This window comes from Neorhizobium sp. T25_27 (genome assembly GCF_002968565.1).
Classification (GTDB): domain Bacteria; phylum Pseudomonadota; class Alphaproteobacteria; order Rhizobiales; family Rhizobiaceae; genus Neorhizobium; species Neorhizobium tomejilense.
This window is the reverse complement of record NZ_PVBJ01000016.1, coordinates 81,256-107,994: the sequence shown is the minus strand read 5'-3', so window position 1 is coordinate 107,994 and position 26,739 is coordinate 81,256. Positions and strand designations below refer to the sequence as shown.

At 62.7% G+C, this 26,739-nt stretch carries 25 protein-coding genes and 1 tRNA gene; 12 read left to right on the top strand and 14 right to left on the bottom strand.

All coding sequences use genetic code 11. From position 1 onward, the window contains the following. Window positions 1–36 precede the first annotated feature (36 nt). Window positions 37–113, top strand: a tRNA-Met gene (locus tag C5J24_RS29580). Between the two features lie 179 nt (window positions 114–292). Here C5J24_RS29580 and C5J24_RS29575 read toward each other — a convergent pair. After that, entirely contained in the window at window positions 293–1,756 is a 1,464-nt protein-coding gene (locus C5J24_RS29575) for a sulfatase (protein WP_172724183.1), read from the bottom strand. A 17-nt stretch (window positions 1,757–1,773) separates the two neighbouring features. Further along, entirely contained in the window at window positions 1,774–2,682 is a 909-nt protein-coding gene (locus C5J24_RS29570) for a dihydrodipicolinate synthase family protein (RefSeq protein WP_105423179.1), read from the bottom strand. Between the two features lie 187 nt (window positions 2,683–2,869). Here C5J24_RS29570 and C5J24_RS29565 point away from each other — a divergent pair, with 187 nt between their 5' ends. The 7 genes from C5J24_RS29565 (at window position 2,870) to C5J24_RS29535 (ending at window position 10,033) form a co-directional block, all read left to right on the top strand. Beyond that, a complete protein-coding gene (locus tag C5J24_RS29565) occupies window positions 2,870–3,592 on the top strand; it encodes a FadR/GntR family transcriptional regulator (protein WP_040125455.1) in 723 nt (240 codons plus the stop codon). Window positions 3,593–3,623: 31 nt separating this feature from the next. Beyond that, entirely contained in the window at window positions 3,624–5,210 is a 1,587-nt protein-coding gene (locus tag C5J24_RS29560; protein WP_371674852.1) for an ABC transporter substrate-binding protein, read from the top strand. 73 nt (window positions 5,211–5,283) lie between these two features. Next, on the top strand, window positions 5,284–6,243 hold the full coding sequence (locus C5J24_RS29555; RefSeq protein WP_105405333.1) for an ABC transporter permease: 960 nt from the start codon (window positions 5,284–5,286) through the stop codon (window positions 6,241–6,243). After that, entirely contained in the window at window positions 6,209–7,120 is a 912-nt protein-coding gene (locus tag C5J24_RS29550) for an ABC transporter permease (RefSeq protein WP_205836988.1), read from the top strand. The genes C5J24_RS29555 and C5J24_RS29550 overlap by 35 nt, the downstream gene beginning before the upstream one ends. Window positions 7,121–7,130: 10 nt before the next feature. Next, a complete protein-coding gene (locus C5J24_RS29545; RefSeq protein ID WP_105423159.1) occupies window positions 7,131–8,048 on the top strand; it encodes a dihydrodipicolinate synthase family protein in 918 nt (305 codons plus the stop codon). Window positions 8,049–8,050: 2 nt separating this feature from the next. After that, the gene (locus C5J24_RS29540) at window positions 8,051–9,061 is read left to right on the top strand and encodes an ABC transporter ATP-binding protein (protein ID WP_105423157.1); all 1,011 of its coding nucleotides are present in this window, start codon (window positions 8,051–8,053) and stop codon (window positions 9,059–9,061) included. 3 nt (window positions 9,062–9,064) lie between these two features. Beyond that, entirely contained in the window at window positions 9,065–10,033 is a 969-nt protein-coding gene (locus C5J24_RS29535) for an ABC transporter ATP-binding protein (RefSeq protein WP_105423155.1), read from the top strand. A gap of 59 nt (window positions 10,034–10,092) precedes the next feature. On the opposite strand, the gene C5J24_RS29530 is transcribed toward C5J24_RS29535, so the two are convergent. Together C5J24_RS29530 and C5J24_RS29525 are read right to left on the bottom strand one after the other, a co-directional pair. After that, window positions 10,093–10,725, bottom strand: coding sequence for a PQQ-binding-like beta-propeller repeat protein (locus C5J24_RS29530; protein ID WP_105423153.1), 633 nt, complete (start codon window positions 10,723–10,725; stop codon window positions 10,093–10,095). A 9-nt stretch (window positions 10,726–10,734) separates the two neighbouring features. Continuing rightward, window positions 10,735–11,955 carry a helix-turn-helix domain-containing protein gene (locus C5J24_RS29525; RefSeq protein ID WP_105423151.1) on the bottom strand — a complete coding sequence of 407 codons (1,221 nt, stop codon included), beginning with the start codon at window positions 11,953–11,955 and terminating at the stop codon, window positions 10,735–10,737. A 96-nt stretch (window positions 11,956–12,051) separates the two neighbouring features. Between C5J24_RS29525 and C5J24_RS29520 the strand changes: the two genes are divergently transcribed. The 4 genes from C5J24_RS29520 to C5J24_RS29505 all read left to right on the top strand — a co-directional run bounded on the left by C5J24_RS29520 (window position 12,052) and on the right by C5J24_RS29505 (window position 15,547). Next, window positions 12,052–12,750, top strand: a complete 699-nt coding sequence (locus C5J24_RS29520; protein WP_105423149.1) for a thioredoxin family protein — start codon at window positions 12,052–12,054, stop codon at window positions 12,748–12,750. Between the two features lie 162 nt (window positions 12,751–12,912). Then, window positions 12,913–14,136, top strand: coding sequence for an MFS transporter (locus tag C5J24_RS29515; RefSeq protein WP_105423147.1), 1,224 nt, complete (start codon window positions 12,913–12,915; stop codon window positions 14,134–14,136). A gap of 155 nt (window positions 14,137–14,291) precedes the next feature. After that, complete coding sequence (locus C5J24_RS29510; RefSeq protein ID WP_105405342.1) at window positions 14,292–14,834, top strand: sigma-70 family RNA polymerase sigma factor; 543 nt, start codon at window positions 14,292–14,294, stop codon at window positions 14,832–14,834. Next, a complete protein-coding gene (locus C5J24_RS29505) occupies window positions 14,831–15,547 on the top strand; it encodes an anti-sigma factor domain-containing protein (protein ID WP_105423145.1) in 717 nt (238 codons plus the stop codon). The genes C5J24_RS29510 and C5J24_RS29505 overlap by 4 nt, the downstream gene beginning before the upstream one ends. A gap of 15 nt (window positions 15,548–15,562) precedes the next feature. Here the strand turns inward: C5J24_RS29505 and C5J24_RS29500 are convergent, their stop codons facing one another. From C5J24_RS29500 to C5J24_RS29455, 10 genes are all read right to left on the bottom strand, one after another. Next, window positions 15,563–16,951 carry a M20 family metallopeptidase gene (locus C5J24_RS29500; RefSeq protein WP_105423143.1) on the bottom strand — a complete coding sequence of 463 codons (1,389 nt, stop codon included), beginning with the start codon at window positions 16,949–16,951 and terminating at the stop codon, window positions 15,563–15,565. Window positions 16,952–16,966: 15 nt separating this feature from the next. Next, window positions 16,967–17,974 (bottom strand): ABC transporter ATP-binding protein, encoded by a 1,008-nt coding sequence (locus C5J24_RS29495; RefSeq protein WP_105423141.1) that lies wholly within the window; start codon window positions 17,972–17,974, stop codon window positions 16,967–16,969. Further along, window positions 17,971–18,960 (bottom strand): ABC transporter ATP-binding protein, encoded by a 990-nt coding sequence (locus C5J24_RS29490; protein WP_105405346.1) that lies wholly within the window; start codon window positions 18,958–18,960, stop codon window positions 17,971–17,973. Before C5J24_RS29490 ends, C5J24_RS29495 begins: the two co-directional genes overlap by 4 nt. After that, window positions 18,957–19,901 (bottom strand): ABC transporter permease, encoded by a 945-nt coding sequence (locus C5J24_RS29485; RefSeq protein WP_105405347.1) that lies wholly within the window; start codon window positions 19,899–19,901, stop codon window positions 18,957–18,959. The genes C5J24_RS29490 and C5J24_RS29485 overlap by 4 nt, the downstream gene beginning before the upstream one ends. Then, a complete protein-coding gene (locus C5J24_RS29480; RefSeq protein ID WP_046637975.1) occupies window positions 19,898–20,869 on the bottom strand; it encodes an ABC transporter permease in 972 nt (323 codons plus the stop codon). Before C5J24_RS29480 ends, C5J24_RS29485 begins: the two co-directional genes overlap by 4 nt. A gap of 10 nt (window positions 20,870–20,879) precedes the next feature. Beyond that, window positions 20,880–22,034 carry an acetylornithine deacetylase gene (argE, locus tag C5J24_RS29475; RefSeq protein ID WP_105423139.1) on the bottom strand — a complete coding sequence of 385 codons (1,155 nt, stop codon included), beginning with the start codon at window positions 22,032–22,034 and terminating at the stop codon, window positions 20,880–20,882. Then, the gene (locus C5J24_RS29470; protein WP_172724182.1) at window positions 22,034–23,605 is read right to left on the bottom strand and encodes an ABC transporter substrate-binding protein; all 1,572 of its coding nucleotides are present in this window, start codon (window positions 23,603–23,605) and stop codon (window positions 22,034–22,036) included. The genes argE and C5J24_RS29470 overlap by 1 nt, the downstream gene beginning before the upstream one ends. 356 nt (window positions 23,606–23,961) lie before the next feature. Then, on the bottom strand, window positions 23,962–25,923 hold the full coding sequence (locus C5J24_RS29465; protein WP_105423135.1) for a 3-hydroxyacyl-CoA dehydrogenase NAD-binding domain-containing protein: 1,962 nt from the start codon (window positions 25,921–25,923) through the stop codon (window positions 23,962–23,964). 7 nt (window positions 25,924–25,930) lie between these two features. Beyond that, complete coding sequence (locus tag C5J24_RS29460; RefSeq protein WP_046637978.1) at window positions 25,931–26,326, bottom strand: RidA family protein; 396 nt, start codon at window positions 26,324–26,326, stop codon at window positions 25,931–25,933. Further along, window positions 26,304–26,735 (bottom strand): thioesterase family protein, encoded by a 432-nt coding sequence (locus tag C5J24_RS29455; RefSeq protein WP_105423133.1) that lies wholly within the window; start codon window positions 26,733–26,735, stop codon window positions 26,304–26,306. The genes C5J24_RS29460 and C5J24_RS29455 overlap by 23 nt, the downstream gene beginning before the upstream one ends. Window positions 26,736–26,739: the final 4 nt, after the last annotated feature.

Below are 26,739 nucleotides of genomic sequence, written 5' to 3'. Positions count from 1 at the left end.
CGCACCGCGATAAATCCCGCAGGGATTTACGCTTAACGCGGGGTGGAGCAGCCCGGTAGCTCGTCAGGCTCATAACCTGAAGGCCGCAGGTTCAAATCCTGCCCCCGCAACCAAATTCCAAAAACTCAGCCCATAGATAACAAAGCCCCCTCGTGGGGCTTTTTGCGTTCTAAGCCCGACGCCCCAGTTCGCACGGCAAATGCCCGCCCAACTACCGATCGCGTTCCCGAACCCGCGACCAACTGCGATACGGCAACCGGAGGAGAACCGGCGCGGGATTGTATGCTGATGCCTACTTGATCCTGTTCTGCAGCCGCTGGGCCGCGTTCGGCGTGGACGATGTTGCGCGGGGTGGGGCTGCCGCGGCTTCCGCCTGCAGGAATGCGGCGATTTCGGCAAGCAGCATGAGTTCGGTCGCGGCGTGGGCTGGATCCCCCGAAAGATTGACGGTCTCCTGCGGGTCGGTCTGAAGGTCGAACAACTCCCGCTCGCTCGATCCTCCGCTCGTATAGAGCGTCAGCTTGAAGTGCTGGTCCCGGGCCATGGTCGCGCGCATCGGCGGATCCCAGAAACTACCGCTGTCGTTGACACCGGAGTTGCGGTAGGCGCAGATCGCGCTGCTGCGCCGCGCCACATTCCGTGATGCCATGACCACCAGATCCTCGCTTTCCGGGCAGGATTGCGTGTCGAGGCCCGCTGCTGCGAGGCACGTGGCCGCCACGTCGCGACCTTGCGCAAGCGCGGTGCAACGGGTGCTGGCGTTGACGTGGCCCGGCCAACGCAGCAGCAGCGGCACTCCGACGGTAGGTTCGTAGAGCGCAACTCCCTTGACGAAAAGCCCGTGATCGCCAAGCTGGTCGCCATGGTCGGATAGGAATAAGACCAGCGTGTCGTCGGTCATCCCCGCTTCGTCCAGCGCCGCGAGAACGCGGCCGACCTGCTTATCGAGAAAGGTTATGGAAGCGGCATAACCGAGACGGATCCTGCGGATCTCCTCCGAAGAGAAGTCTGAGAAACGTCCGAGATAGGAACCTTGCTGCTCCTGGCGGACACATCCGGGCTGTATCGTGCGCGAGACCACCGGTTCCGGAATCCTCGCTGCATCTATGCAATCTTTGAAGGTGAGGGGGTAATCCGCATAGGGGTCGTGAGGGTCGAACAGGCTCATCAGGCAAAAGAAGGGCTGCCTCTCTGCTTTCATCGACTGGATGAAGGCAATGGTCCGGTCAGCCGCCCACTTGCTCATGTGCTGCGCTTCGGGGTGATGAAGTTCCTTTCGGCCATTGCGCTGGAGGGCAGCGAGGAAATCCGGCGCCGTGTCGCGAAGCCAGGCCGCATAGCCGTTGAAGGGGCTGCCGATCGAAACCGATGGCTCAAGACACCATTCGTAGATGTCGAAGCCGTCATGCGGATGCCGTTGCCGTTCTTCCTGAATACGGCTGCTGACATGCAGCTTGCCGAAAAGCGCGGTCCGATAGCCGGCCTCCCGCCGCAGCCGTTCGGTGAACAGCACTTCGTCCAGCGGCAGGTTGTCATGCACCCGCTGGACCGCATGATCCGGCACGGGTTTGCCGGTGAAGATGCTGGCCCGGGAAGGGGTGCAGATCGGATTGTCGACCGTGCAGTGCTCGAATACCGCTCCGGCTTGGCCCAGCCGGTCGAGGTGCGGTGTCGGAATCCAGTCGCAGCCATAGATGCCGAGCGTGTCGCGACGCTGCTGGTCCGTCATGATCATCAGGATGTTGGGTCGTGTCACGATGCCACCTCGACGTTTCAGAGCATGATCTCGGGAAGGGCGATCCTGGCCTTCTCACGCAGTGCGGAAACGACCGACGGATCGATCCAGCGATAAGGCCGACGCAGCCGGGTGCCGATCTCCGCCCATCCTCCGATCGCAGCCAGGAGCTTGTCCAACGCCGCGTTGGAATATCCGTGCACCCTGGCAAAGGGCGCTATGTGGTCATCCAGGAAGGTGCGCAGCCGCTGCTCGATATCAAGCGACCGGTCGATATCGTCGGCCATCGACGCGGTCCATCGTTGTGCTCCGGACGGGCTGAGGCAGGCAACGTTGGAGAAGGCCCCGACCGCAACGTCCTGCTTGACGCCTGTCGCAAGATGATGCCCCGGGACATAAATTCCCCACGCATCGAGATGCTTGCGGGCCTGATCGTACCAGGATGCATCGCCATCCCCAAGCTTGATACCCACGACTTGCGGTACGCCTGAAAGGATTGCCGCCAGTTCCTCCGGGGCAAAGACGCGCTTGGCATGCGGCGGCTGGTAAAGCACCAGCGGCACCGGGCCGGCAGCGCCAGCGGCCATCTGCAGGAAGTCGACCGCCTCCGCGGCCGTCACGGGCCACCAGTCGGGAAGGATCACCTGGATTGCCTCCGGCTTGAGCGCCGCCGCCCGGCGTACCCGGTCCAGAGATATGCGGGGATCGGGCTGACATGCACCGATGACGAATGGCATCGCTGCAGGACTGCAGCGGTCCGCCAACACTTGTTGAATCCGGTCGAACTCCGCTTCCGTCTGGTTGTGGAATTCGCCGGCGGTACCGTTCGAGTAGATGCCGTCCACCCTGGCGGCAATCAGCCGGTCGATCGCACTGGCCAGACGCGGGAAATCGATCGAATCGTCTTCATTGATCGGTAGCAAGAGTGTCGCCCAATTTCCGCGAATGCGGCCCCAGCGGTCATTCCGCCGCTCAAACTTCGTGGTTCCCACACTCCGCCTCCCCTTTTGCTGAAACCGAATCCATCCCAGCCGGACCCGTTCAATCGCTATCTGGAATTTATCGACTTGCTAGATATCCTACAAGTCGATATACCTCAATCGTGTTGATTGTCGAAATGTGCATGGAGCAGTGTTGGCCAAGCCCATAAAACCTCTTGAGCGCCCGCCGCTTCTGCATGTCAGCGTGCAGGAAAGCCTGCGCAGCTATATCGAGGACAATGACCTGACGGCCGGCGCGGCTCTGCCGCCGGAGACTTTCCTGGCGCACCAATTGGGCGTGGGGCGCAATTCGGTTCGCGAAGCGATCAAGGCGCTGGAATCCGTCGGCATCCTCGAAACGCGGCGCGGCATTGGCGTTTTCGTCAAGGAATTCTCGTTCGCGCCGCTTCTGGACAATCTCGCCTATGGGCTGCAGGCGTCGCTGCGTGATGTGGAGGAATTGCTGGAGATCCGTCGCGTACTGGAGACGGGCCTTATCGACAAGACCATCGAGATGATCAGCGACGATGACGTGGCCGAGCTTCGACGCCTTACAGATCGCATGCGCCAGCGCGCTGAGCGCGGCGAAAGCTTCGCCGAGGAGGACCAGCAATTTCATCAGCTTCTGTTCCGTTGCCAGAACAACAAGATGCTGAGCGCACTGATCGATATCTTCTGGTCTGCCTTCTACAAGGCTTCGGGCTTCGCAAATCTCGCAAGTCCCACGCCCTTGGCGACCTGGCAGGATCACCACGAGATTGCGGAAGCCGTGGCGGCGAGAGATGTCGAAGCGGGCCGCAAGCGCCTGAGCGCACACTATTCCGGCATCCGGAAAGTCATCGCGATCAACCGGCCCGAGGAGGTCGATCCGGTTTAGCGATAGTCGAAATATAAAAGAGGAGGAGAGCATGCATCGACGGAATTTCGGTCGCCTTCTGGCGGCGGGAGCTTTGCTTTTTGCCACGACTGCCGCAATGGTGCCCGCGACGGCCCAGGCGCAGACGGGCAAGACCATTGTCGGCGGGTTCGACGTGGGTCCAGGCGGTTTCCAGGGCAATTTCAACCCGCTGACTGCAACAGCCGGCTTCACCTGGCTCAATACCTATTTCGAGCCGCTGGTCATCTACACATCCGATCTATCGAAGCTTACCGGCGCGCTGGCTTCCGAATTCGCCCTCGGCCAGGACAACCTGACATACACGTTCAAGCTCGCCCAGACGAACTGGCATGATGGCACGCCTTTCACCTCGGCCGACGTCAAGTTCACCCTCGAGCTTGCAAAGAACGCCGAGAGCGGCGCCATTTTTGCCGCGCGGCTTGCCGATATCGCATCGGTCGAGACACCGGATGCGCGCACGGCAGTCGTCAAGCTCAGCAAGCCGAACTCTGCATTCCTTTCCGTTCTGTCGCAGCTGATGATGCTGCCGCAGCATGCGCTGTCGTCCGTGAACGTCAAGGAGGTCGCCAAGAGCGCGTGGTGGTCCACCAAACCGGTCGGAACCGGTCCTTTCAAGTTCGTGAAGCATGTCAGCGATCAGTATGTCGAACTGGCTGCCTATGATGGCTATCGCGGCGGAAAGCCGAAGGCGGATCGCCTGATCAACCGCTATTTCGCCAATCCGGCGGCGGCCGTCGCGGCCCTCAGGGCGGGAGAGATCCAGTTCACCTTCGCCGAACCCGACGACGCCAAGACGTTCAAGGGCAATGGCGGTTTCCGGGTCATCGAGGGTGATTCCTATGTGGTGAACTATATCGGCTTCAACCACCGCGCCGGAATCTGGAGCGACCTTCGCGTTCGCCAGGCGGTCATGCACGCCATCGACCGGAACGCCATCGTCTCGAGCCTCTTCGGGGGTGCAGCCAAACTCGCCAACTGCGGCTATGTCGCGCCGCAGCTTCTTGCGAAGGATATGGCCGATTATGCCTACAATCCGCAAAAGGCAAAGGACCTGCTGGCGGAGGCGGGCTGGGAGAAGATCAACGGCAGCAAGCCGATTCCGTGGCTGACCTACTACAATACGCCGCAGGTCGCCAACGTCATGGCGGCTATGCAGGCCATGCTGGCGCAGGTCGGCGTCAACGTGGTTCCGCGCGCGCTCGACGTTCCGAGCTACAACGGCATCGTGCGAAGCGAAAAGTGGCAGGACTTCCCATTGATCTACGCGGGGCTGCAGAACGGCCCCAATCCGGGATCGCTCAATGTCGGGCTGAATGCCGCACAGACACCTCCGTCCGGCAACAACATCATGCGCGTCGAAATGCCTCCGCTGACCGATGCGTTGAATGCGGCGATGGGGGAAACCGATCCGGCCAAGGCCGACGGCAGGTGGCAGAAGGTCTGCAAGGAAATGAATGCTGCGCTTCCCTGGGGGCCGATGTGGGTTGCGAGCCGCTATGGGGTCGTGTCCAGCAAGCTCAAGGACTTCTTCTGGACGCCTGCTCCAGGCGGCGGCCCGTTCGTCTCCCACCCGGAAAAATGGGATCTCGCTCCGTGATGTGCCCGTAAGCCGAGATGCGGTCTGGCGGGCAAGCCCGACCGCATCTCCTGCGGACCCTGTTGGTGAAAACATGCTGCAATACATCCTTCGCCGTACGGCTGTCGGCCTGCTGATGCTGCTGGCCCTGACGGTTCTCATCTTCACGTTGCTGCGGCTGACGCCCGGCGATCCGATCGATGCCTACATCAATCCGTCTGTCCCGATTTCCGCGTCCGATCTCGAGATGCTGCGCACCCGGCTCGGTCTCGAGCGGCCGCTGCCTGTGCAATATTTCGCCTGGCTCGGCGCGGCCCTGACGGGGGATTTCGGCTATTCCATCCAGTATAACGGCGAAGCGGTGCTGCCGCTTGTCTTGAGCCGCATCGGCCCGACGATCCTGCTGATGTTCAGTGGGCTTGTCATCTCAGTGGTCGTCGGCATCACAACCGGGATCTTTGCGGCCGTCCGCCGCAACAAGCTGGCCGATCTTTCACTTTCGACGGTGGCTTTCGTCGGAATTTCAAGTCCGGCTTTCCTGACCGCCCTTCTCGGGCTCTACGTATTCGCGGTCAATCTGCGCTGGGTGCCGGCTGGCGGCATGTCGACGCCGGGTGCGCCTTTCTCCGTCGGCGATTTGCTGGCGCACCTCATCCTGCCCGCCGCCCTGCTTTCGATCGGCCATGGCGCATTGATCATGCGCTACATGCGCTCCTCCCTGCTCGAAGTTCTGTCGCAGGACTATGTGCGCACGGCGCGCGCCAAGGGCGTCCGGGAGTTCTGGGTCATCGTCAAACATGCGGTTCGCAACGCCTTGCTGCCGGTGATCACCCTGATCGGCTCCACGATCGGCATGGCCATCGGGGGGGCGATCTTCATCGAGAGCGTGTTCGACTGGCCGGGCATGGGCCTGCTGATGGTCAACGCCGTCGTCAGGCGGGACTACCCGGTCATCATGTGCGCTACGCTGCTGACCGGTGCTTGCGTCATCCTGGTCAACCTGCTCACCGACATCGCCTATGCCGCTGTCGATCCGCGCATCAAGGTGGCATGAGATGGCGAGCGTGACACATGCCGGCTCCGCCGGTCCCATCCGACGCGCACTTTCCCGCTTTTTCGAGAACGGCGCGGCCGTGGTCGGTTTGGCTATCCTGATCCCGATCCTGGTCCTGACGCTCACTTACGATCTCTGGTGGCTCTACAAGCCCAACGACATCGACCTGCTGGCGATGAACCAGGGGCCGTCGGCGGCCCATTGGCTCGGCAGCGACGGCGTAGGGCGCGATATCATGGCGCGGCTGCTGCAGGGCGGGCGGATTTCGCTTCTGGTGGCGACCGTGTCGATGGCGATCTCCACGTTCCTCGGCTTCTTCCTCGGGGCCATCGCCGGCTTTGCCGGACGTTTCGTGGATGGCGCCACGATGCGGTTCGTCGATCTAGCGATGACCTTGCCGCCGGTCATTTTCCTCCTGGTTCTCGCCTCGATCGTCGGCAGCGGCATAATGCCGACCATCTTCGTGATTTCGCTGCTGTCGTGGCCGGTTCTCGCCCGCATGGTACGGGCCCGGCTGCTGGAACTGCGCGAACGCGACTTCGTCGTGGCGTCCCGGGGCATGGGCGCCGGCCTCTGGCACCTGCTGATCCGGCATGGTCTGCCCAATACGATCGATATTCTCGTGGTCTACGCCACCCTGCAGGTGGCAAGCGGGATCCTGCTGGAGGCCGGTCTCTCATTCCTCGGTCTCGGGGTCACGCCCCCGGAAGCGAGCTGGGGCAATATGCTCAATGCTGCCCGCGCCACGCATGTGCTCGAAAATTACCCCTGGCAATGGATGTTTCCGGGCGGAGCGCTCGTCTTGACCGTTCTCGCCATCAACTTCGTGGGCGATGGGCTTCGCGATGCCTTCGATCCACGCTCCGAACTCAAGTGAAAGGTTGAACATGCCTCTCTTCACCGGCGTCATTCCGCCCGTCGTCACCCCGCTCACCACGACTTTCGGGGTGGATTATCCTTCCTTCACGCGTGTCATAGACCATCTGCTCGATGGTGGCGTGCATGGCCTGTTCGTTCTCGGCTCCACCAGCGAAGTCGTGTTCCATGACGAAGCCACGCGCCGCAGCATCATCGAACATGCGGTCGAACAGGTGCGCGGCCGCGTGCCCGTCCTGGTCGGCGTGATCGACCCCACAACCGAGCGCGTGATCGCTCATGCAAAGGTGGCGCAGTCGGCGGGCGCCGACGCTGTTGTCGTCACGGCGCCATTCTATGCCCGGACAAACCAGGCCGAGACCATCGATCACTTCCGCTATATCCGGGAGGCGGTCGACATGCCGGTTATCGCCTACGACATCCCTGTCTGCGTCCATACCAAGCTCGAACGCCGGACCACCGTGACGCTTGCCCGCGAAGGCACGATCGTTGGCGTCAAGGACTCGAGCGGCGATGACGGCAATCTTCGTTATGTCATGGCAGACACGGCCGATCTGCCGGATTTCTTCGTCATGACGGGATCCGAGATCGTCGCCGACAGCGTCGTGAACATGGGCGCGCACGGCATCGTTCCGGGTCTCGGGAATGTCGATCCGCATGGTTATGTCCGCTTGTGGAACCTCTGCCAGGCGGGTGATTTTGCCGGTGCGCGACTGGAGCAGGAACGGTTGTGCCGGCTTTTCGAGATGGTCTGGGTCAGCCTGGGCCGGACCAGTGCGGGCTCGGCCGGAGTGGGGGCCTTCAAGACTGCCATGCGCAGGCTTGGGGTCATCGACACCAATGTCATGGCCCGCCCGCAACGATCCCTGAACGACGAAGAGGCGGCCGTCATCGACGGCATCCTGCGGCAAACCGGCCTTCTGGATTGACGATGAGTGCACAGCCGATCCTCGAAATTTCCGGGCTCAAGACGGTGTTCCGCATCGGCGATCGGGAGATCGTCGCCGTGCGGGACCTCAGCCTTGCCGTGGCGACGGGAGAAACTGTGGCGCTGGTTGGCGAATCCGGCTCGGGAAAGTCGGTGACGAGTTTGTCGATCATGGGTCTTCTGCCGCGCGGTGTTGGCCGTATCGCTGCGGGTACGCTCAGGTTGAAGCGCAAGACGGGCGAAGTCGTCGAACTGCAGACTATTGGCGGCGACACCCTGCGCCGGGTGCGCGGCAATGATATCGGCATCGTCTTTCAGGAGCCGCTGACCAGTCTCAATCCGGTTTTCACGATCGGCGAACAGATTGCCGAACCGATCCGCATCCATATGGGCAAATCCCATCGGGAGGCCTTGTCGGACGCCATCCAGCGGCTGGAGGATGTCGGCATTCCCGATCCGCACCGACGCGCCCGGCAGTATCCGCACGAACTCTCCGGCGGCATGCGGCAACGAGCGACCATTGCGATGGCGCTTGCTTGCAATCCGACGCTGCTGATTGCCGACGAACCCACGACAGCCCTTGATGTGACCATCCAGGCGCAGATCCTCGACCTGCTCGGCCGGCTGCAGAAGGAACGCGGCATGGGCATGTTGTTCGTCACCCACAATCTCGGGGTCGTTGCCGAGATCGCCGACCGCGTGGCTGTCATGTATGCCGGTTCGCTCGTCGAGACCGGCAGCGTGGCGCGGGTTTTCTCCCATCCGCGTCATCCCTATACCAAGGGGCTGATGCGTTCGGTGCCGCAGCTTGGAACCGCGACGCTTCTCAGGGAGGCGGGCACCCCGCTGCCGACCATCGCAGGGTCGGTTCCGAGCCTCATGGACCTGCCGTCAGGCTGTCCTTTCGCTCCCCGCTGTCCCTACCGCATAGAGGCCTGTTCAGAAGCCTACCCGGCGTTGGCAGACGCCGGCGAGGGACAGTTCAGCCGCTGCATTCGATGGCAGGAGATCTGACCGATGTCACAGGAATTTCTCCTCGAAGTGAGCCGGCTGGGCAAGGATTTTGCCCCAGTGGCATTTGCCCGCGGGCCGGTCGTCCGCGCCGTCCAGGATGTCTCCTTCAACATCAAACGTGGCGAAGTCGTCGGGCTGGTTGGCGAATCAGGCAGCGGCAAGACCACCATCGGCCGCATGGTCGCGCAACTGATCGAACCCACTTCCGGCAGTATCCGTTTCGAAGGCTCGGAAACGACGAGCCTGACGCGTCGCGAACTCCGCAGCCTGCATGCGCGGGTCCAGTATATTTTCCAGGACCCCTTCGCCAGCCTCTCGCCGCGGATGACGATCGGCGAGATCCTCGCGGAAGGGCTGGATATCCAGCGGGTCGGCAGCAGATCGGAGCGGGCCGCAAAAGCTGCCCAGGCCCTCGCCTCGGTAGATCTGCCGCCGGATGCGATTTCCCGCTACCCGCACGAGTTTTCCGGCGGCCAGCGCCAGCGCATCGGCATCGCCCGGGCGCTGACGCTTGCGCCTGAGCTGATCGTCGCCGATGAACCGGTGTCGGCGCTCGACGTGTCGATCCAGGCGCAGATCGTCAATCTGCTGCGCGATCTGCAGATGCGGCTCGGCCTGACCATGCTGTTCATCGCGCACGATCTCGCGGTGGTCGAATATGTCGCCGATACGGTAATCGTGCTCTATCTCGGGCGGATCATGGAGATGGCGCCGAGCCGCGAGCTTTATGCCAGCCCGCAGCATCCGTATACGCGTGCCCTGCTTTCGGCCGTTCCGTCGCCTGACCCCTCGCGTCATGCGAACCGGCAGATCCTCAAAGGTGACATTCCAAGCCCCGCCAATCCCCCGAGCGGCTGCGTCTTTCGTACCCGTTGCCCGGTTGCGATCGAAGCCTGCGCGGGTGTCGTGCCGCCACTCAGGGAAGGGACGAAAGGACACTTCAAGGCCTGCATCAGGGACGATTTGGGTTGATCGGCAGAACGGCGTTGCTGCGTGCGATGAAAAGCATGCTTTCGAACTGGCCGTAAGCCCTATCCGGGCCGCCGTACCGCGCGCACCTTGCCGCTGCTGCCGCCACCGCAGAAAAATTGACCGGCGCCATCGGATTCCAGACCCGATACCCCCAGCCCCAGCGGCATTTCGAGCGTTTCCAGCATGTTTCCCGTTTGCGGATCGATGCGCCTCACTTCGCCCTCGTCGCCTTCCCAGACGCCATGCCAGAGCTCGCCGTCGACCCAGGTGACGCCGGTGACGACGCGATTGGACTCGATGGTGCGAAGGATTTTGCCCGTATCGGGATCGACCTGATGGATCTTTCGACCACGATATTCACCGACCCAGAGCGTTCCTTCGGCCCAGGCGAGCCCGGAATCGCCGCCATTCCCGGGTGCCGGGATCGTCGCGAGCACGCGGCCCGTTTTCGGGTCGATCTTCTGGATACGATCCTCGGCGATCTGAAACAGGTGCTCGCCATCGAAGGCAGTCCCCGCATGCGCGGCGACATCGATCGAGCGCACCGTCTCACCGCTCGCCGGGTCGAGGGCGTTCAGCTTGTCTCCTGAGGCAAACCAGACGTGCCGGCCATCGAAGGTGACGCCATGCACGTCATTTATCCCAGGGAAGGGCCCGTATTCTCGGATTATTTCGGCTTGAGATTTTTTCATGCGCTCATCCTAGTCGTTGGGGAGCGGACTTGGGAGTAACAAGATTGTCGGGAACCCCGGCACGGAGGGAGCCATCCACCGGCGCGCCCGCCCCTGGCCGAACCATTGCACCTTGCCGGCTGCCAAAAGCTGGTCCAGTGCCCGTTGCACGGTGCGGGAACTGGCGCCAAGCGCGATCGCCAGCGCCGAACTCGACCAGGCCTCGCCGTCCGCAAGAAAGGCCAGCACCGCCGCATGCTGCTCGTCCACAGGCGGCGCCAGTACGACGACTGCTCCATCTCCAAGCGACGACAGCGCAAAACCTCTCTTCGTCGCCGTGACATTCGCCAGCGTCTGAAGCTCAAGGCGCAGCCGGCCAATTTCCACCCGCAGCCGGGCGCGATGCGATTCATCCGCGTGCCTGGCTCGAAAGGCGCGGTAGAGCAGCGTGGTTCTCGGCACGTCGCCCGGCCAGGCCTCACCCAGGGCGCGGGCAAGCGCGAACAATATCGGCCGCGACGAGAGCGCTACCTGCGTGTCGCCGATCCGCACGACGTTGCGGCATGCATCCACCACGAGCGCGCCCGAGGCGAGGACCGTTTCGACCTCCTCCAGCAGGATCGGACGTTCGATTCCCCGCGCCACCAGCCGCGCCGCAGGTGTTTCCAAGACAAGCGCCGCGCTTTCGACCTCTGCGGTCAGCGGGGGAATGTCGACTTCTCGTGCCGCCTGTCCTGCGCGAGCGAGCGCGGCGCGGGCCGCCTTTATCCGCAAGCGCCGGAGCGCGACGCCTGCAACGACCAGTTCATACGCAGCTCTCGATGCGGGCGGAAGCGGAGGCGGGTCGAAGGCGGCGAGCCTCCGCTCGGCCTCGTCGAGACGGCCGATCAGCAGCAGGCGCCGCACCTCCAGAGTGAACGCATGAGCGGCGTTTACCCTGTCGCCATGCGCTTCGAGTGTTGCCCGTGCGGCGTCGAGGGCCTTTACCGGCCAGGCAAGATCGCGGGAGACGAGCGCGATCTCCGCCTCGGCGACGACACATCTTGCGCGCGCCATCGTCTCCTTGGGGCCGAACGCACGAGTGGCGCGCTTGAGCAGGGCCTTTGCCCGGACGAGATCGCCGAGTTGCGCCATGGCGATGCCTCTGAGGGCGAGCGCAGCCGCATCGTCGCGCAGGGCCACCCGTTTCAACGCACCAAGGGGATCGCCCGAGGCGAGCGCACGCGCCGCGGCGGTGATCAGCGAGTCCATCGGAATCCCGTCACACTTGTCACTCTCACCATTCGATATCCGGCCCTAGTCTATCCCTCGACCATCAAGCTGCATTCCAACAAACAGGAGGTTGATATGCAAAATCAAGTCGTTTCGCCGGAAGAATGGTTGAAGGCTCGCGTTGATCTGCTCGCCGCGGAGAAGGAATTCACGCGTCAACGGGATGCGCTGACCCGCCGCCGGATGGCGATGCCCTGGGAAAGGGTCGAAAAACCCTATCGGTTCGAGGGACCGGATGGCGAGCTTTCGCTGGCGGATCTTTTCGACGGCCGCTCGCAACTGATCGTCTATCACTTCATGTTCGGCCCCGATTGGCAGGAGGCATGCAAGTCATGTTCGTTCTGGGCCGACAATTTCAACGGCATCCCGGTTCATCTCAACCATCGCGACGTGACCTTCGTCGCCATTTCGCGGGCTCCGCTTGCCAAGCTCGACGCCTACAAGAAACGCATGGGTTGGAACTTCCCGTGGTTCTCTTCACATGGCAGCGATTTCAATTTCGACTATCAGGTGTCGGTGAGGCCGGAAGATCTCCCCAAGGGCATGGCCTATTACAATTACAAGGTCCAGCCGAGCAACGCATCCGAAGAAGTGGGCATCAGCGTCTTCTACCGGGATGAGAGCGGCGAGGTGTTCCACACCTATTCCTGTTACTCGCGCGGCGTCGACATGCTCAACGGCGCCTACCATTTTCTGGATCTCGTGCCGAAGGGCCGTGATGAGGACGACCTCGATTACCCGATGGCGTGGGTGCGCCGGCACGATCAGTACTGAGGCAGGCCTCGGAAGAACAGGCAGGCTTCGATCGGAACCGGAGCCGGCCATCGAGGACCTGTCCGGACAATAGAACTTTCTGACACACCGGAATTTCCGGGCAGCGCGGTCAACATCGTTGACGCGATGGCTGGCTGCCGGGTGCTGCAAACGGAGACGAAGATGACCAATATTCAATATCGATGGGTAATCGTGGCGGCTGGCGGCCTGCTTGGCTGCCTCGCCATCGGAGCGATGTTTTCCCTGCCCGTTTTCCTCCTGCCCATCGCGCGCGACACCGGATGGTCGGTCACCGGCGTCTCGAGCGCGATGACCATAGGTTTTGTCGCGATGGCATTCGCCAGCATCGCCTGGGGCAGCCTGTTCGATCGGTGGGGGCCGCGTCCCATCGTTTTTGCCGGCTCGGTCCTGCTTGCCGCCAGTCTCGCATCGGCAAGCCTGACGACATCGCTGGTGGCCTTCCAGCTCATCTTCGGGCTCGCCGTTGGCACGGCGATCGCGGCAATCTTCGCGCCTATGATGGCCTGCGTCACCGGCTGGTTCGACACGCATCGAAGCCTCGCGGTCTCGCTGGTTTCAGCCGGCATGGGAATGGCGCCGATGACCATGTCGCCCTTCGCGGCGTGGCTCGTGTCGATCTACGACTGGAGAACATCCCTGCAGATCATCGCCATACTCGTTGCAGTCGTGATGATCCCGGTTTCTTTCCTGGTCCGGCGTGCCCCGGCTCCGGGAAAAAGCGATGCCGCTGCCCCCGCCGACGGCGAACTTCAGTCGTCCATGTCGACGGCGCAGGTGTTGAGATCGCCCCAGTTCATCATCCTGCTGCTTACCAATTTCTTCTGCTGCGCCACCCATTCGGGCCCGATCTTCCACACCGTGAGCTATGCGGTGACCTGCGGCATCCCGATGATAGCGGCCGTTTCGATCTATAGTATCGAAGGACTGGCGGGCATGGGCGGGCGTGTCGTCTTCGGCATTCTTGGAGACCGGTTCGGCGCCAAGCAGGTTCTCGTTCTCGGCCTGCTGGTCCAGGCTTTCGGGGCGCTGGCCTATGTTTTCGCGCAGGGGCTCGGATCGTTTTATACGGTCGCCGCCCTGTTCGGCTTCATCTATGCCGGCGTCATGCCGCTCTATGCGGTGATCGCCCGTGAGAATTTCCCGATGCGGATGATGGGCACCGTGATCGGCGGAACGGCAATGGCCGGCGGTCTGGGCATGGCGACCGGCCCCTTGGCCGGAGGACTGATCTACGACACACTGGCCAGCTACACATGGCTCTATGTCGGTTCCTGGGGGATCGGGATTGGCGCCTTCCTGATCGCCTTGACCTTCAAGCCTTTTCCGAAGGGTCGGCGGGCGGTGCCGGCCCTCGACGCCGCCTGATACCCGGCGAGCAGCAGTGATCCCGACGAGGCAAAGGCAGCGCGGGATATCGGCTGCGAGGAGATGGAAGACCCAGCCGCGGGTTTTGCGACGAAGGCGCCTTGTTTTTTGAGATCTGCGTTCTCTATAGATGGGGACGGCGAGGTTTTTTCCGAATGCAAAGCAATGAGATCGCGGCTCTGGTCAATCGCGTGGCGATGGGTGATCGCAAAGCGTTCGCGTCGTTGTATAATGCGACGAGCTCGAAACTATTTTCGATCTGCCTGCGTATCTTGAAAGACAGGGCCGACGCGGAAGAAGCGCTCCAGGAAATCTATGTCAGGGTCTGGCAGCGCTCCAGGACTTTTGCCGTGGATACCGGTTCGCCCCTTGCCTGGTTGGCGGCGATCGCGCGCAACCACGCGATCGACATCCTCCGAGCCCGGAAGCCTGTCACAGAGGACCTTGACGACGCCTACGACCTTGCCGACGACGGCACGCTCGATCCCGAACAGCAGGTGGCCAATGCGGATGAAGGCCGTCGCATCGACAGGTGCATGGAGGAGCTCGACTCGGTGCATGCGCGTGCGGTTCGACGTGCCTATGTGGAAGGTTTGAGTTATCTTGAACTGGCGGAAGAATTGAAGGTACCGTTGAATACGGTGCGCACGTGGCTGCGCCGGAGCCTTCTCAAATTGAGAGAGTGCATGGAGCGATGACGTCGGGCGAACAAAGTCAGGGCAGGCGGCCGCAGGACGAGATCCTGGCCGGCGAGTATGTGCTCGGCGTCCTGTCGCTCGAGGCCCGCCGCGCCGTGGAGCAGCGGATCGCCAATGACCGCGCTTTTGCCCGGATCGTCGAACGGTGGCAGGCAGACCTCGCCTCATTCAACGAAGACTACGAGGACGTGGCGCCGAGCCAGGCGATTTTCGGCCGGATCGAAACGCGGCTCTTCGGCCCCGCCCGGGTTGCTCCGTCCTCATGGGGTCTGTGGAATTCCGCGCTGTTCTGGCGACGGCTCTCATTTGCCACGACGGCGGTTGCGGTGGCTGCCGTCGTCTATGCATCGGGCGTGATCCCACGTCCGCAGGGATATGCGCCGCTGGTGGCGGAATTGTCCTCGACCGATAGCCAGATCAACCTGCTTGCCTCCTACGATGCTGGAAACGGGCGTTTGCGGATCGTACCGGTCGCGGCCGGCGGACGCGAAGAGAAGTCGCTGGAGCTCTGGCTGGTGCCCGGAAGCGGCAAAACGCTGTCTCTCGGCGTCTTCGAGCCGGATCAGGCAGGAGAGCTCGTGATACCTGCCGATCTGCGTCGCAACCTGACCGAGGGCGCGACGCTTGCCGTCAGCCTCGAACCGCTCGGCGGCTCGCCGACCGGCGTAGCGACCGGTCCTGTCATTGCAAGCGGCGCCGTGCGTAGACCCTGACGCCGAAGCTGAAGATCACGCCGCAGTCTCGCCGATATCCCAATAGAGCCCGGCCATCATCGCCAGCCCCTCGCGGACGATCGAGATCGGCAGGTGTTCGTTCGGCGCGTGCTGCAGGCAGCCCGGATAGGAATGCGGGATCCAGATGGTCGGGAGGCCGAGCAGATCCGAGAAAATGTTGTTCGGCAGCGAGCCGCCGAGATTGGGCAGGATCGCCGGCGGCGCGCCGACGGTTTTTTCAATCGAAGCGGCAACGCGTCTGACCCATGGATGATCTGGATCGAGACGGCTGGCGGGGAAACTCGCGTCCGTCGGATCCTTGACCACGACGCGGTCGTAACCTGCATCCTTCAGCGCCTTGTGGACGGCCGGGACGACCGCATCCGGATCGACGCCGACCGGGAAACGAAGCTGCATGCGGGCGCGGGCCTTTGGCGGGATGGCATAGAGCGGCTGGGCGAGGTTGCCGCATTCCATTTCCATGACCTCGAAAGAACTCCAGGCAAACACCTTCTCCTCCGGCGTCAGGCCCGGCTCGCCCCACCAGGGCTCGATCGGCGGATCGCCGGCGGCGGGCGTGATGTGGCAGTGCTTCAGTGCTGCACGGACGTTTTCCGGAATCGAGCCCGGCGTCATCTCGGGCACCTTGATCTGGCCGGTACGGCCTACGAGTGCGGTGATCGCATGGCAGAGTTCGATGCCGGGATTGGAGAGGATGCCGCCCCAGTTGCCGGAATGCTGAAAACTTTCGCGGGCGTCGATCTCCAGATGGAAGGACATGCCGCCGCGGGCGCCGAGGAAGATGGTCGGGCGGTCGAGCGCGAGGCGCGGGCCGTCGGAGGCGATGAAGACGTCCGCCTTCAGCTCGTCCCGATGCGCCGCGCACATTTCCTCGAGTCCCAGCGATCCGGACTCTTCGCCCATCTCGATCAGATATTTGAGGTTGAAGCCGAGCGAACCCCTTGTCGCGAGCAGCGCCTCGACCGCGGCGAGGTTCACCGCGTGCTGGCCCTTGTTGTCGGCGGTGCCGCGGCCATACCAGGCGCCGTTCCTCTCGGTCATCTCGAAGGGCGAGAGGCCTGTCTCCCATTGGCCGTCAAGGCCGGCGACGACATCGCCGTGGCCGTATTGCAGGACGGTGGTGAAGCGCGGGTCCTCGATGCGTTCGGCGAGCAGAAACGGGCCAGGTGCCGTGTCGTTCTCGTAGATTTTGGTGGTGAAGCCGAGCCGTTCGAAAAAGGGCCGCATGTCCTCGGTGACGTAGCGCCAGAGGTCCGGCTTGTTGGCCGCGACGCGGCTCGCGGACGGGATCGCCACGCGCCGGCGCAAGGTTTCTTCGAAGGAACCGTCATCGAGATAGCCGAGGGCGTTGTCTATCGTTGCTTGGCGGGAGACGGTCGTCATGGAGCATCCTTGAAATTAGGCCATCTTGACCTGTGCAGCTGGCGGAAAGACCGTCGCGTTCGACAGATCAAGATCGAAATGACAGCGGAACATGCCGCCGCTCTCGGTCGCTTTCTGCGGCGGCGAGGTGTTGCGGCAAATCTCCTGCGCGAACGGACAGCGGGTGTGGAAACGGCAGCCGGAGGGCGGGAAGGCCGGGTTCGGCAGCTCGCCGGCAATCGGGTGCAGCGAGCGGTCGCTGGTATCCATGTCCGGTGCGGCATCGATCAGCAGGCGGGTATAGGGATGGCGCGGCTTGCGGAACAGCTCTTCCGACGTCGCCTCCTCGACCAGTTCGCCGAGATACATGACGCCGATCCGGTCGGCCATGATGCGCACGACCGAGAGATTGTGGGTGATGAACAGGCTGGTGAGATGGAGGTTTTTCTGCAGGTCGCGCAGCAGATTGAGGATCTGCGCCTGCACCGAGACGTCGAGCGCCGAAGTCGGCTCGTCGAGAACCAGGAAGTCCGGTTCTCCGGCAAGCGCCCGGGCGATGCAGATACGCTGCCGCTGGCCGCCTGAAAATTCCTGCGGGTATTTTTCCGCGTCCGCTGCGGAAAGACCGACCTGGACCAGCAGTTCGTCGACGCGGGCGCGGATCGCGGCGCGGCCCTGGCGGAGCTTATGGACCCGGATCGGCTCGGCGATGATGTCCTCGATCGTCCAGCGACCATTGAGAGAGGAATAGGGATCCTGGAAGATCATCTGCAGGCGCGGCTTGTTGCCGGATGCATTCGGCGGAAAGCTGATCTCGCCGGATGTGGGCGCCATCAGGCCGGAGACGAGGCGCGCCAGCGTGGACTTGCCGCAGCCGCTTTCGCCGACCAGGCCCATGGTCTCGCCATGGCGGACGGTGAGGCTGACGTCGCTGACGGCCTTGGTGCCGCCACTCTCGCTCTTCTTCAGCCGTTCGATAAGGCTCTGGTTGCGGCGGTAGACCTTGCTGACGTGATTGAGGACGAGGAAATCGGAAGCGCTCATGCGGGCACCCTTTCCAGCGGATGGAAACAGGAAAAGGCGGAGCTTTCCTGGCGATAGAGCGGCGGTATCGTCGCGCGACAGTCACCCTCCGCCCTGAAGCAGCGCGGGTTGAAGGCGCAGCCGGGTGGAACCGCACCAAGTCCCGGCATGGCACCGGGGATCTGGTCGAGCCGCATCTCGCCCGTGGCCGACGGCATCGGCGTCGCCCGGATCAGGCCGCGCGTATAAGGATGTCTAGGGGCATTGAACAACTCGCCGACCGGGCCGATCTCGGCGACGCGTCCGGCATAAAGCACGGCGACGCGATCGGCCATCTTGGCGATGACGCCAAGGTCGTGGGTGATCAGCATCATGCTGACATTGCTTTCGCGGTGCAGGTCGCGCAGCAGTTCGAGGATATGGGCCTGGACGGAGACGTCGAGGGCCGTGGTCGGCTCGTCGGCGATGACCAGAACCGGGTCGGCGCAGAGCGCCAGAGCGATCACCACGCGCTGGCGCATGCCGCCGGAAAGCTGGTGCGGATAACGTTTGAACTGGACGTCCGGATTGGGCAGGCCGACGCGGTCGAGCCAGTCGTGCGCCCTCTTTTTCGTCTGGTTGCCACCAAGCTTCAGATGCGCCTGGATGGTGTCGCAGAGCTGCTGGCCGATCGTGATCACCGGGTTGAGGCTGGTCATCGGGTCCTGGAAAACGAAACCGATCCGCCCGCCGCGCACGCCGCGCATCGCCTTTGGGGACAATTGGTCGAGCCGTTCCCCGGCAAGGGTGATGGTGCCGCCGGTGCGTTTCAGCGGCGGCACGAGAAGGTCGATGATCGCAGCGCCGGTGATCGACTTGCCGGCGCCGGATTCGCCGACGATGCCGAGCACTTCGCCCGGATTGACGAAAAAGGAGACCTTGTCGAGCGCGGTGACCAGCCGCCCTTCGCGATTGATGGTGACGGTGAGGTCGCGGACGTCGAGGAGGGGAGCGGTTGCGTTGATCATGAGCGGCCCCGCAGGCGCGGATTGTAAACATCGCGCAGATGGTCGCCGAGGATGTTCACCGAAACGACGAAGAGGACGAGGATCAGGCAGGGCCAGACCGAGATCCACCATTCGCCCGACTGCAGGAAATTGTTGCCGTTGCGGATCAGCGTGCCGAGCGACGGCGAGGTGACCGGAATGCCGATGCCGAGGAAGCTCAAGGTCGCCTCGGTGATGATGGCGATGCCGAGATTGATGGTGGCGATGACCAGAACCGGGGCCATGACGTTCGGCAGGATATGCAGGACGATGATCGCGACATTGCTGCGACCGGTGATGCGGGCGGCGGAGACATAGTCCTGGTCGCGCTCGATCATCACGGAGGAGCGGATGGTGCGGGCATACTGGACCCAGAAGGCGATGCCGATGGACATCACGACGATCGCGATTGCGGTGCCGACGCTGCGTTCGGTGCCGAGTGCCGCACGGGCCGCACCGTCGATGATCATCGCGAGCAGCAGGGCCGGATAGGCAAGCTGCACGTCCGCGACGCGCATGATGAAGGCATCCACCTTGCCGCCGACGAAACCGGCGATCAGGCCGAGGCTGCCGCCGAGGACGAGGCCGATGGTGACCGACAGGAAGCCGACGATGATCGAGGTGCGCATGCCATAAGCCATGGCGGTGATCAGGTTGCGGCCCTGGTCATCGGTGCCGAGCGGGAAATCCGGAGAACCGTCCGCCATCCATGCCGGCGGAATGAAACTGTCCAGCACCGACATGCCGGAAAATTCGAACGGGTTCAGCGAGAACAGCGGCACGACGAAGGCGTAGACCAGCAGCGCGAAGATCACCATGGCACACAACGTGGCGCCGGGCGCCTTGCCCATGGCACGCAAAAGCTTGGCGCCTCTGCTGCGGCGAGCTGGGCCGGCTGCCGGGATGTTGACGACTGGCGTCATGATTGCCTCCTCAACACACGGGCGTCGATCAGCGGATAAAGCAGTTCGACGATCAGATTGATGACCATGAAGACCAGCCCGACGAAGATGAGATAGATGGCGATGACCGGAATGTCTGCGCCCTGGATCGATTGCAGGAACAGCGAGCCAAGGCCCGGCCAGGCGAAGACGTTTTCGGTCACCACGGAGAAGGCGATGATGTTGCCGAGCTGCAGGCCGAGCATGGTGATGACCGGCAGCAGCGTGTTCTTGATCGCATAGACATACCAGATGCGCGCTTCCGACAGGCCGCGGGCGCGGGCAAAACGGATGTGCTCGCTCTGGCCAACTTCCATCAGCTGGGTGCGCAGCATGCGGATGATGAAGGCGACCTGGAAGGTGGAAAGCGTCGCTGCCGGCAGGAGGATCGCCCGCCAGCCGGAGACGGTGAGGAGCCCGGTCTTCCAGAAGCCGAGATCGACCACCGTGCCGCGCCCGAACGACGGGAGCAGGCCGAGCTGGACGGAAAATACCGCGATCAGCAGGATGCCCACGACGAAGTTCGGAAGCGTGATGCCGGCGGTCGAGATCAGCATGATGAAGCGGCCGAACAGCGAATTCGGGTTGACGCCGCAATAGATGCCGGCCGGTACGCCGACCACGATGGTGATCAGCAGGCTGACGAAGGCGAGCTCGACGGTCGCCGGCAGGCGTTCGGCGATCAGGTTGGCGACCGGGTCCTGGGTGCGATAGGAGAAGCCGAAATCGCCCTGCAGCATGTTGCCGATGAAATGCAGGAAGCGCGTCCAGAGGGGCTGGTCGAGGCCGAGCTTGGCGATCAGTTCCAGCCGCTCGTTGACGGTCGCGTCGGCGGAGAGGAGGGCCGCCAGCGGGTCGCCGATATTGGCGACCAGCAGGAAGGCGATGAAGCTGATCACCAGCAGGACGATGATCGTCTGCACGATCCGTGACGCGGCATAATTCAGCACGACAAATTCCTTAGCAGCAGCTATCCCCGAGCCGGTCGAGGAAGATGGCGCATTTCTCGAGCTCGGAAATCGCAACCGATTCGTCCGGCTGATGGGCGTCGGCGATATCTCCCGGACCGATGACGACCGAGGGGACGCCGGCGATCTGGAAGATGCCCGCTTCCGTGCCATAGGAAACATAGCGGGGTTCGGTGCGGCCGAGAAGCGCCAACAGTTCCGCATCGAGCGTCGGGTCGTTATTGGGCTTGAGGCCCGGGATGCTGGCCTGGACGTCGAAGACGATGCCGCAGGACGGATCGATCGCCTTCATGGCCGGTTCGAGCCTTTCGGCCGCAAAACGCTTCATGTGGTCCAGAACCTCATAGGTGTTCTGACCCGGGATGAGGCGCATTTCCCAGAAGAACTCGCAGTTTTCCGAGACGATATTGCCATGCAGGCCGCCCCTGATGACGGTGACCTGGGTGGTCGAATAGGGCGGGTCGAGCCCTTCGAACTGAGGGCCGTTCCGCATGTCCTCGCGGATGCGGTTGATTTCGGCGATCATGTCGCCGGCGACCATGACGGCGTTGACATAGCGGTCCGGCTGGGAGGAATGGCCGGGCTTGCCCTTGATGCGGCACCAGCCGATCAGGCCGCCCTTGTGGGCCGCGATCATGTCCATGCTGGTTGCTTCACCGATGACGGCAAGCCGCGGCTTCAGGTCGCTCTGGCCCACCCATTCGGCCATCGAGCCGACGCCGGTGCAGCCGACCTCCTCGTCGTAGGAAAAGGCGAGGTGGACAGGCTTCTTGAGGTTCTTGGCGGCAATGCCCGGCACGGCTGCAAGGCAGCAGGCAAGAAAGCCCTTCATGTCGGTGGCGCCGCGACCGATCAGGCGGCCGTTCGCTTCCCTGAGCGTCCACGGATCGCCGGTCCATGCCTGGCCTTCGGTCGGCACCACATCCGTATGGCCGCTGAAAATGATGCCGCCGGGCGCTTCCGGGCCGATCGTGATCAGCGCGTTTGCCTTGTCGCCCTCGGGATTGGCAAAGCGCCGGACACGCCCGCCGAAAGGGGCGGTCTGGGCTTCGACGTATTCGAGCAGGTCGAGGTTCGAAACGGCGCTGACCGTGGGATAAGACACGAGGCTGGCAAGCTGCCTCGTTATATCGGATGCAATGGTCATTACTTCACCGTGAAATAACGCAGCGGATAGGCAAGGTCGGCCGGCTGGACGACGGTGACGTTGTCCTTGACGCCCCAGAGAATGTTCAACTGGTGGAGCGGAATGAAGGCGGCATCTGCCTTCATGAGCTTGAAGGCCTGGGTGATATAGCCGGTGCGCTTGGCCTGGTCGGTCTCCTTGCCGATCAGGTCGATCAGCTTGTCGACTTTTGGATTGGAATAGCCGCCGATATTGAAGGCGCCGAGGCCGCTCTTGGGATCGCGGGTGGCGGCGATCGAGGTCAGGAAGATGTGCGCGTCATAGGTGGCCGGCGAATAACCGAGCATCGCCATGCTGGTATTGTATTCCGGCGGGTTGACCTGGGTCGCCCACTTGGCGGTCGGCTGGGCGCGCGGATCGACCTTGATGTTGATGCGGGCAAGCGAGGCGGCGACAGCAAGGCAGGTCGCTTCGTCGTTCATGAAACGGTCGCTGGTGCAATCGAGCGTGACGGAGAAGCCGTTTTCGTAGCCGGCTTCCTTCATCAGCGCCTTGGCCTTGTCGACGTCGGGCTTTACCGGCGCGCCGAGGGCTGCGTCGAAACCGTTGACCTCCTTGCCGATCGGCAGGCCGACCGGGACAGAGAAGTTGCGCATGATGCGCTTCTGGATCGCGCCGGTATCGATCGCCAGTTCCATGGCCTGGCGGACCTTCAGGTCCTTGAAGGGATTCTTGGTCTTTTCGCTGCCGAAGATCAGGCTGTCGCGGGCGACATCGGGCTGGATGTAGATGGTGCGAAGGTCGGGCCCCGCCTGCATGTGCAGCTTCGCGTCGTTCTCGATGCGCTCGGCATCCTGCGGCGGCACGCCGTCGATCATGTCGACTTCGCCGGAGATGAGGGCGGATACGCGGGTCGACGGGTTGGGGATCACGAAGAACGTCGCGTTGTCGACATTGCCGGTCTTCTTGTCCCACCAGCCCGGGTTCGGCGCAAAGACCGTCTTCACGCCCGGATCCCGCTCCTTGATGACGTAGGGGCCGGTGCCCATGGCATTGCGGTTGGCAAAGGTCTCGGTGGCGTTGTTGGCGGCGCCCGGCTGAACGGTGTTGTTCGCCTCGGCCCATTCCTTGTCCATGATGTACCAGTTGGTAATCTGGTTCGGCAGGATCGGATTGATGGCGCGCGTCTTGATGCGGATCTTGTAGTCGTCGACCTTCTCGATCGAGGCGATCGAATTCAGGTTTGCCTTGATGCCGCCGGCCTGGCCGCGGGTCAGCGAGAAGATGACGTCATCGGCGGTAAAGGGGTTGCCGTTCGAAAATTTCACGTCCTTGCGGAGATTGAATTCCCAGGTCGTACCTTCCGTCTGCTTCCATTCGGTTGCCAGTGCCGGTTCGATCTTCTGCTCGGCGTTACGGCGCACAAGCGGCTCGTAGACATTGGCAAGAACTGCGAAGATCAGCGTGTTCGAAACCGCATGAGGATCGAGCGTATAGGCATCGAGCGGACCGGCGAACTTGAAATCCGCGGCCTGGGCCATGCTTCCAAGCGGAGCGGCAATCGCGGCTGCGGCGATGGTGCCCAGCAGCATCTTACGTCTGAATGCAGAAAACGGGAAAGGCATCATGATCTCCTAAGCGCGCCACGAGACAGTCGGAATACGGGACAACGATGCGGAAGATATTTTATGGTTAAAATATCTCGACGGAATGAGCTCTGGAAATGCGAGCATGCAGCGTTCCCTGTCGTTGTTTGGAGATGCCTACTTGCGAGGCTTGGGCAAACAATAGGCGAATTAAGGAAACATGCAAGCATGTTTGATCAAATGAGCGTAACTCTTTTGGATGGGTAAAACACGGGCACGTGGAAGCGTTTCCGCAGCCTTTAGCGGATCGAAATATTTCATATATTTCAGCATCTTAGTACTTGAGCGCCACCTTGGGGCGCTCAAGTCCTGGCAAACATTGGGCCGCCCTTATAAGCCGGGAAGCCGTAGCCATTGATCATCACCAGGTCGATATCGCTGGCGCGCGCGGCAATCCCTTCCGTCAGCAATGCCTCGCCTTCGAGAGCCATCGCGGCAAGCATCCTTTCGACAATCTCCCTCATGGAGAATGCGCGTGGGGTGATGCCCTTTTTGGCCCGAGCTGCTTCTATGATTGCGGTGACCTCCGGGTCGATGGTCCGCTTGCCCTCCGGATAAGCGTACCAGCCGCGGCCGGTTTTCTGGCCCAGGCGACCCGCCTCGCACAGCGTATCGGCAATCTCGACGTAGCGTGCCGAGGGATCGCGGGTCGCCGCCTGCCGTTTGCGGCGCGCCCAGGCGATTTCGAGGCCGGCCATGTCATAGACGGCGAACAGGCCCATGGGAAAACCGTAGTCTTCCAGCGCAGCGTCGACCTCGTGCGGCAAGGCGCCGTCTTCCAGCAGGAATTCGGCTTCGCGGCGATAGGCGGAAAAGATGCGGTTGCCGATGAAACCTTCGGTAACGCCGGTGACGACCGGCAGCTTGCGCAATTTCCTGGCGACCGCCAGCCCTGTCGCCAGCACGTCCGGCGCGGTCTTGGCGCAACGCACGACTTCCAGGAGGCGCATCACATGGGCGGGCGAAAAGAAATGCAGGCCAAGCACCCGTTCCGGGTGGGCGGTCGCGGCGGCGATCTCGTCCGGGTTCAGGTAGCTGGTATTGGTTGCCAGCACGGCATCCGAACGGATCACCTTGTCGAGACGCTGGAAGAGATCGGTCTTGACCGCGAGATCGTCGAACACGGCTTCGACGACGAGATCGCAAGGGACGAGATCGACATCTTCCGCGGTCACGGCAAGCCGCGCCTTCTGGGCTTCGAAGCCGGCCTGGTCGAGGCGGCCCGAGGCAACATTGCGTTCCAGCAGGCCGATGATGCGCTGGCGGCCCTTTTCAGCGGCTTCCGACGTTTGATCGAGGCCGATCACTGAATAACCGGCGCCAAGAGCGGCGACGGCGATGCCGCTGCCCATCAGGCCAAGGCCGCAGATGCCGATCCTCTCGACGGGGCGAGGTTTGACGCCTTCCAGGCCCTCGACCTTCGAGGATTCCCGCTCGGCGAAGAAGACATGGCGCAGCGCCGCAGCCTCTCGGCTGTCGCGCAACGCGAGGAAGGTGGCGCGTTCGTCCGCCAGACCTTCGGCAAGCGGGCGACCGGACGCGGTGACAAGCCGGACAGCTTCCGCGGGCGCCTTCTGGCCGCGCGCCTTGGCAAGGATCTTGGTCGAGGCTTTTTCGATTTCGGCCGGATCGGCGGCCGCGACATTCAGCTCGCCCGTGCGGCGGAGAGGTTTGCCAGCCAGCGCCGATGCCGCGGATATAGCGGCCTCGACGAGATCGCCCGCAGCTACCTCGTCGATAATCCCGAGCTTCGCGGCTTCCTCGGCCCTCACCGAACGTCCGGAGGTGATGAGATCGAGTGCTGCCGGAATGCCGATCAGGCGCGGCAGGCGTTGCGTTCCGCCGGCGCCAGGCACGATGCCGAGTTTGACTTCCGGCAGGCCGACCTGTGCAGCCGGCGAAGCCACTCGATGGTGGCAGGCAAGCGCCACTTCGAGACCGCCGCCGAGCGCTGCGCCATTGAGCGCCGCGACGACCGGCTTCGACAGGCCTTCGATCTTCTCGATGACATCAGGCAAGGTCGGCTCCATGGCCGGCTTGCCGAATTCCTTGATATCGGCGCCGCCGATGAACGTCTTTCCGGCGCCGGTGATGACGACTCTGGTCACATCGCCGGCCGTTTCGGCGTGGGCGAGCGCTTTCTCAAGCCCGCCGCGGACATCGACGGAGGTGGCGTTGACCGGCGCGTTATCGATCGTGACGACCAGAACTCCGTTGCGGGTCATGGTTGATACCGTGGCGGAAAATTCGATCGTCTTGCTCATGATTGCCTCAGGCCGGAATGACGGCGGTCGCCTGGATTTCGATCTTGGCGCGGTCTTCCACCAGTGCCACCACCTGCATGGCGGCCATGGCCGGAAAGTGCTTGCCGATGATTTCCCGGTAGACCTGGCCGATGCCCTTGAGGTTGCCGAGATACTCGGCCTTGTCGGTGAAATACCAGGTCATGGTGGTGATGTGCTCTGGTCCGGCGCCTGCCTCGGCCAGCACGGCGACGACATTCTGCAGCGTCTGCTTGACCTGGCCGACGAAATCGTCGGTTTCGAACTGGCATTGGCCGTTCCAGCCGATCTGCCCGCCGACGAAGACCTGGCGGCCGGTGGCGGCGACGCCGTTGGCGTAACCGATCGGTTTTGCCCAGCCTTCAGGCTGCAGGATGGTGTGCATTATTCTTCTCCAAATGCTGTGTCAGCGCTGAGCGCATATCGTCGGGCCAGGGTAGGGCCTTGTGGGTTTTGTGCGAGGTGGCAACCAGCCGCTGCCGGGCGGTCCAGAGCAGCCGGTCGCCGGCCCGCACCTCGTATTCGAGATCGGTGGAACTGTTGCCGATCCGCATTACTTTCACCGTGAAAGCCATCACATCGCCATGGTAGCCAGGGCTCTTGAACGCGACGTCCAGCGTCACGGTCGGCACGCCGATCTTGCGGCGGCTGATCATGTCCGGCCAGGGCGAGCCGATCGCGCCGAAAAATTCCTCGCAAACGCCGACCATGATGTTCAGATAGGAGGGGAAATAGGCGATGCCGGAAGGATCGCAATCTCCAAAATTCAATCGGCGAGAGGTCGTGTAAGCCATGATC

Excerpts from the sequence above, each read along its gene's own strand:
- C5J24_RS29560 (WP_371674852.1), top strand. The coding sequence starts at position 3,624 with ATGCATCGACGGAATTTCGGTCGCCTTCTGGCGGCGGGAGCTTTGCTT.
- C5J24_RS29555 (WP_105405333.1), top strand. The coding sequence starts at position 5,284 with ATGCTGCAATACATCCTTCGCCGTACGGCTGTCGGCCTGCTGATGCTG.
- C5J24_RS29550 (WP_205836988.1), top strand. The coding sequence starts at position 6,209 with ATGCCGCTGTCGATCCGCGCATCAAGGTGGCATGAGATGGCGAGCGTG.
- C5J24_RS29545 (WP_105423159.1), top strand. The coding sequence starts at position 7,131 with ATGCCTCTCTTCACCGGCGTCATTCCGCCCGTCGTCACCCCGCTCACC.
- C5J24_RS29540 (WP_105423157.1), top strand. The coding sequence starts at position 8,051 with ATGAGTGCACAGCCGATCCTCGAAATTTCCGGGCTCAAGACGGTGTTC.
- C5J24_RS29535 (WP_105423155.1), top strand. The coding sequence starts at position 9,065 with ATGTCACAGGAATTTCTCCTCGAAGTGAGCCGGCTGGGCAAGGATTTT.
- C5J24_RS29530 (WP_105423153.1), bottom strand. The coding sequence starts at position 10,725 with ATGAAAAAATCTCAAGCCGAAATAATCCGAGAATACGGGCCCTTCCCT.
- C5J24_RS29525 (WP_105423151.1), bottom strand. The coding sequence starts at position 11,955 with ATGGACTCGCTGATCACCGCCGCGGCGCGTGCGCTCGCCTCGGGCGAT.
- C5J24_RS29520 (WP_105423149.1), top strand. The coding sequence starts at position 12,052 with ATGCAAAATCAAGTCGTTTCGCCGGAAGAATGGTTGAAGGCTCGCGTT.
- C5J24_RS29515 (WP_105423147.1), top strand. The coding sequence starts at position 12,913 with ATGACCAATATTCAATATCGATGGGTAATCGTGGCGGCTGGCGGCCTG.
- C5J24_RS29510 (WP_105405342.1), top strand. The coding sequence starts at position 14,292 with ATGCAAAGCAATGAGATCGCGGCTCTGGTCAATCGCGTGGCGATGGGT.
- C5J24_RS29505 (WP_105423145.1), top strand. The coding sequence starts at position 14,831 with ATGACGTCGGGCGAACAAAGTCAGGGCAGGCGGCCGCAGGACGAGATC.
- C5J24_RS29500 (WP_105423143.1), bottom strand. The coding sequence starts at position 16,951 with ATGACGACCGTCTCCCGCCAAGCAACGATAGACAACGCCCTCGGCTAT.
- C5J24_RS29495 (WP_105423141.1), bottom strand. The coding sequence starts at position 17,974 with ATGAGCGCTTCCGATTTCCTCGTCCTCAATCACGTCAGCAAGGTCTAC.
- C5J24_RS29490 (WP_105405346.1), bottom strand. The coding sequence starts at position 18,960 with ATGATCAACGCAACCGCTCCCCTCCTCGACGTCCGCGACCTCACCGTC.
- C5J24_RS29485 (WP_105405347.1), bottom strand. The coding sequence starts at position 19,901 with ATGACGCCAGTCGTCAACATCCCGGCAGCCGGCCCAGCTCGCCGCAGC.
- argE (WP_105423139.1), bottom strand. The coding sequence starts at position 22,034 with ATGACCATTGCATCCGATATAACGAGGCAGCTTGCCAGCCTCGTGTCT.
- C5J24_RS29470 (WP_172724182.1), bottom strand. The coding sequence starts at position 23,605 with ATGCTGCTGGGCACCATCGCCGCAGCCGCGATTGCCGCTCCGCTTGGA.
- C5J24_RS29465 (WP_105423135.1), bottom strand. The coding sequence starts at position 25,923 with ATGAGCAAGACGATCGAATTTTCCGCCACGGTATCAACCATGACCCGC.
- C5J24_RS29460 (WP_046637978.1), bottom strand. The coding sequence starts at position 26,326 with ATGCACACCATCCTGCAGCCTGAAGGCTGGGCAAAACCGATCGGTTAC.
- C5J24_RS29455 (WP_105423133.1), bottom strand. The coding sequence starts at position 26,735 with ATGGCTTACACGACCTCTCGCCGATTGAATTTTGGAGATTGCGATCCT.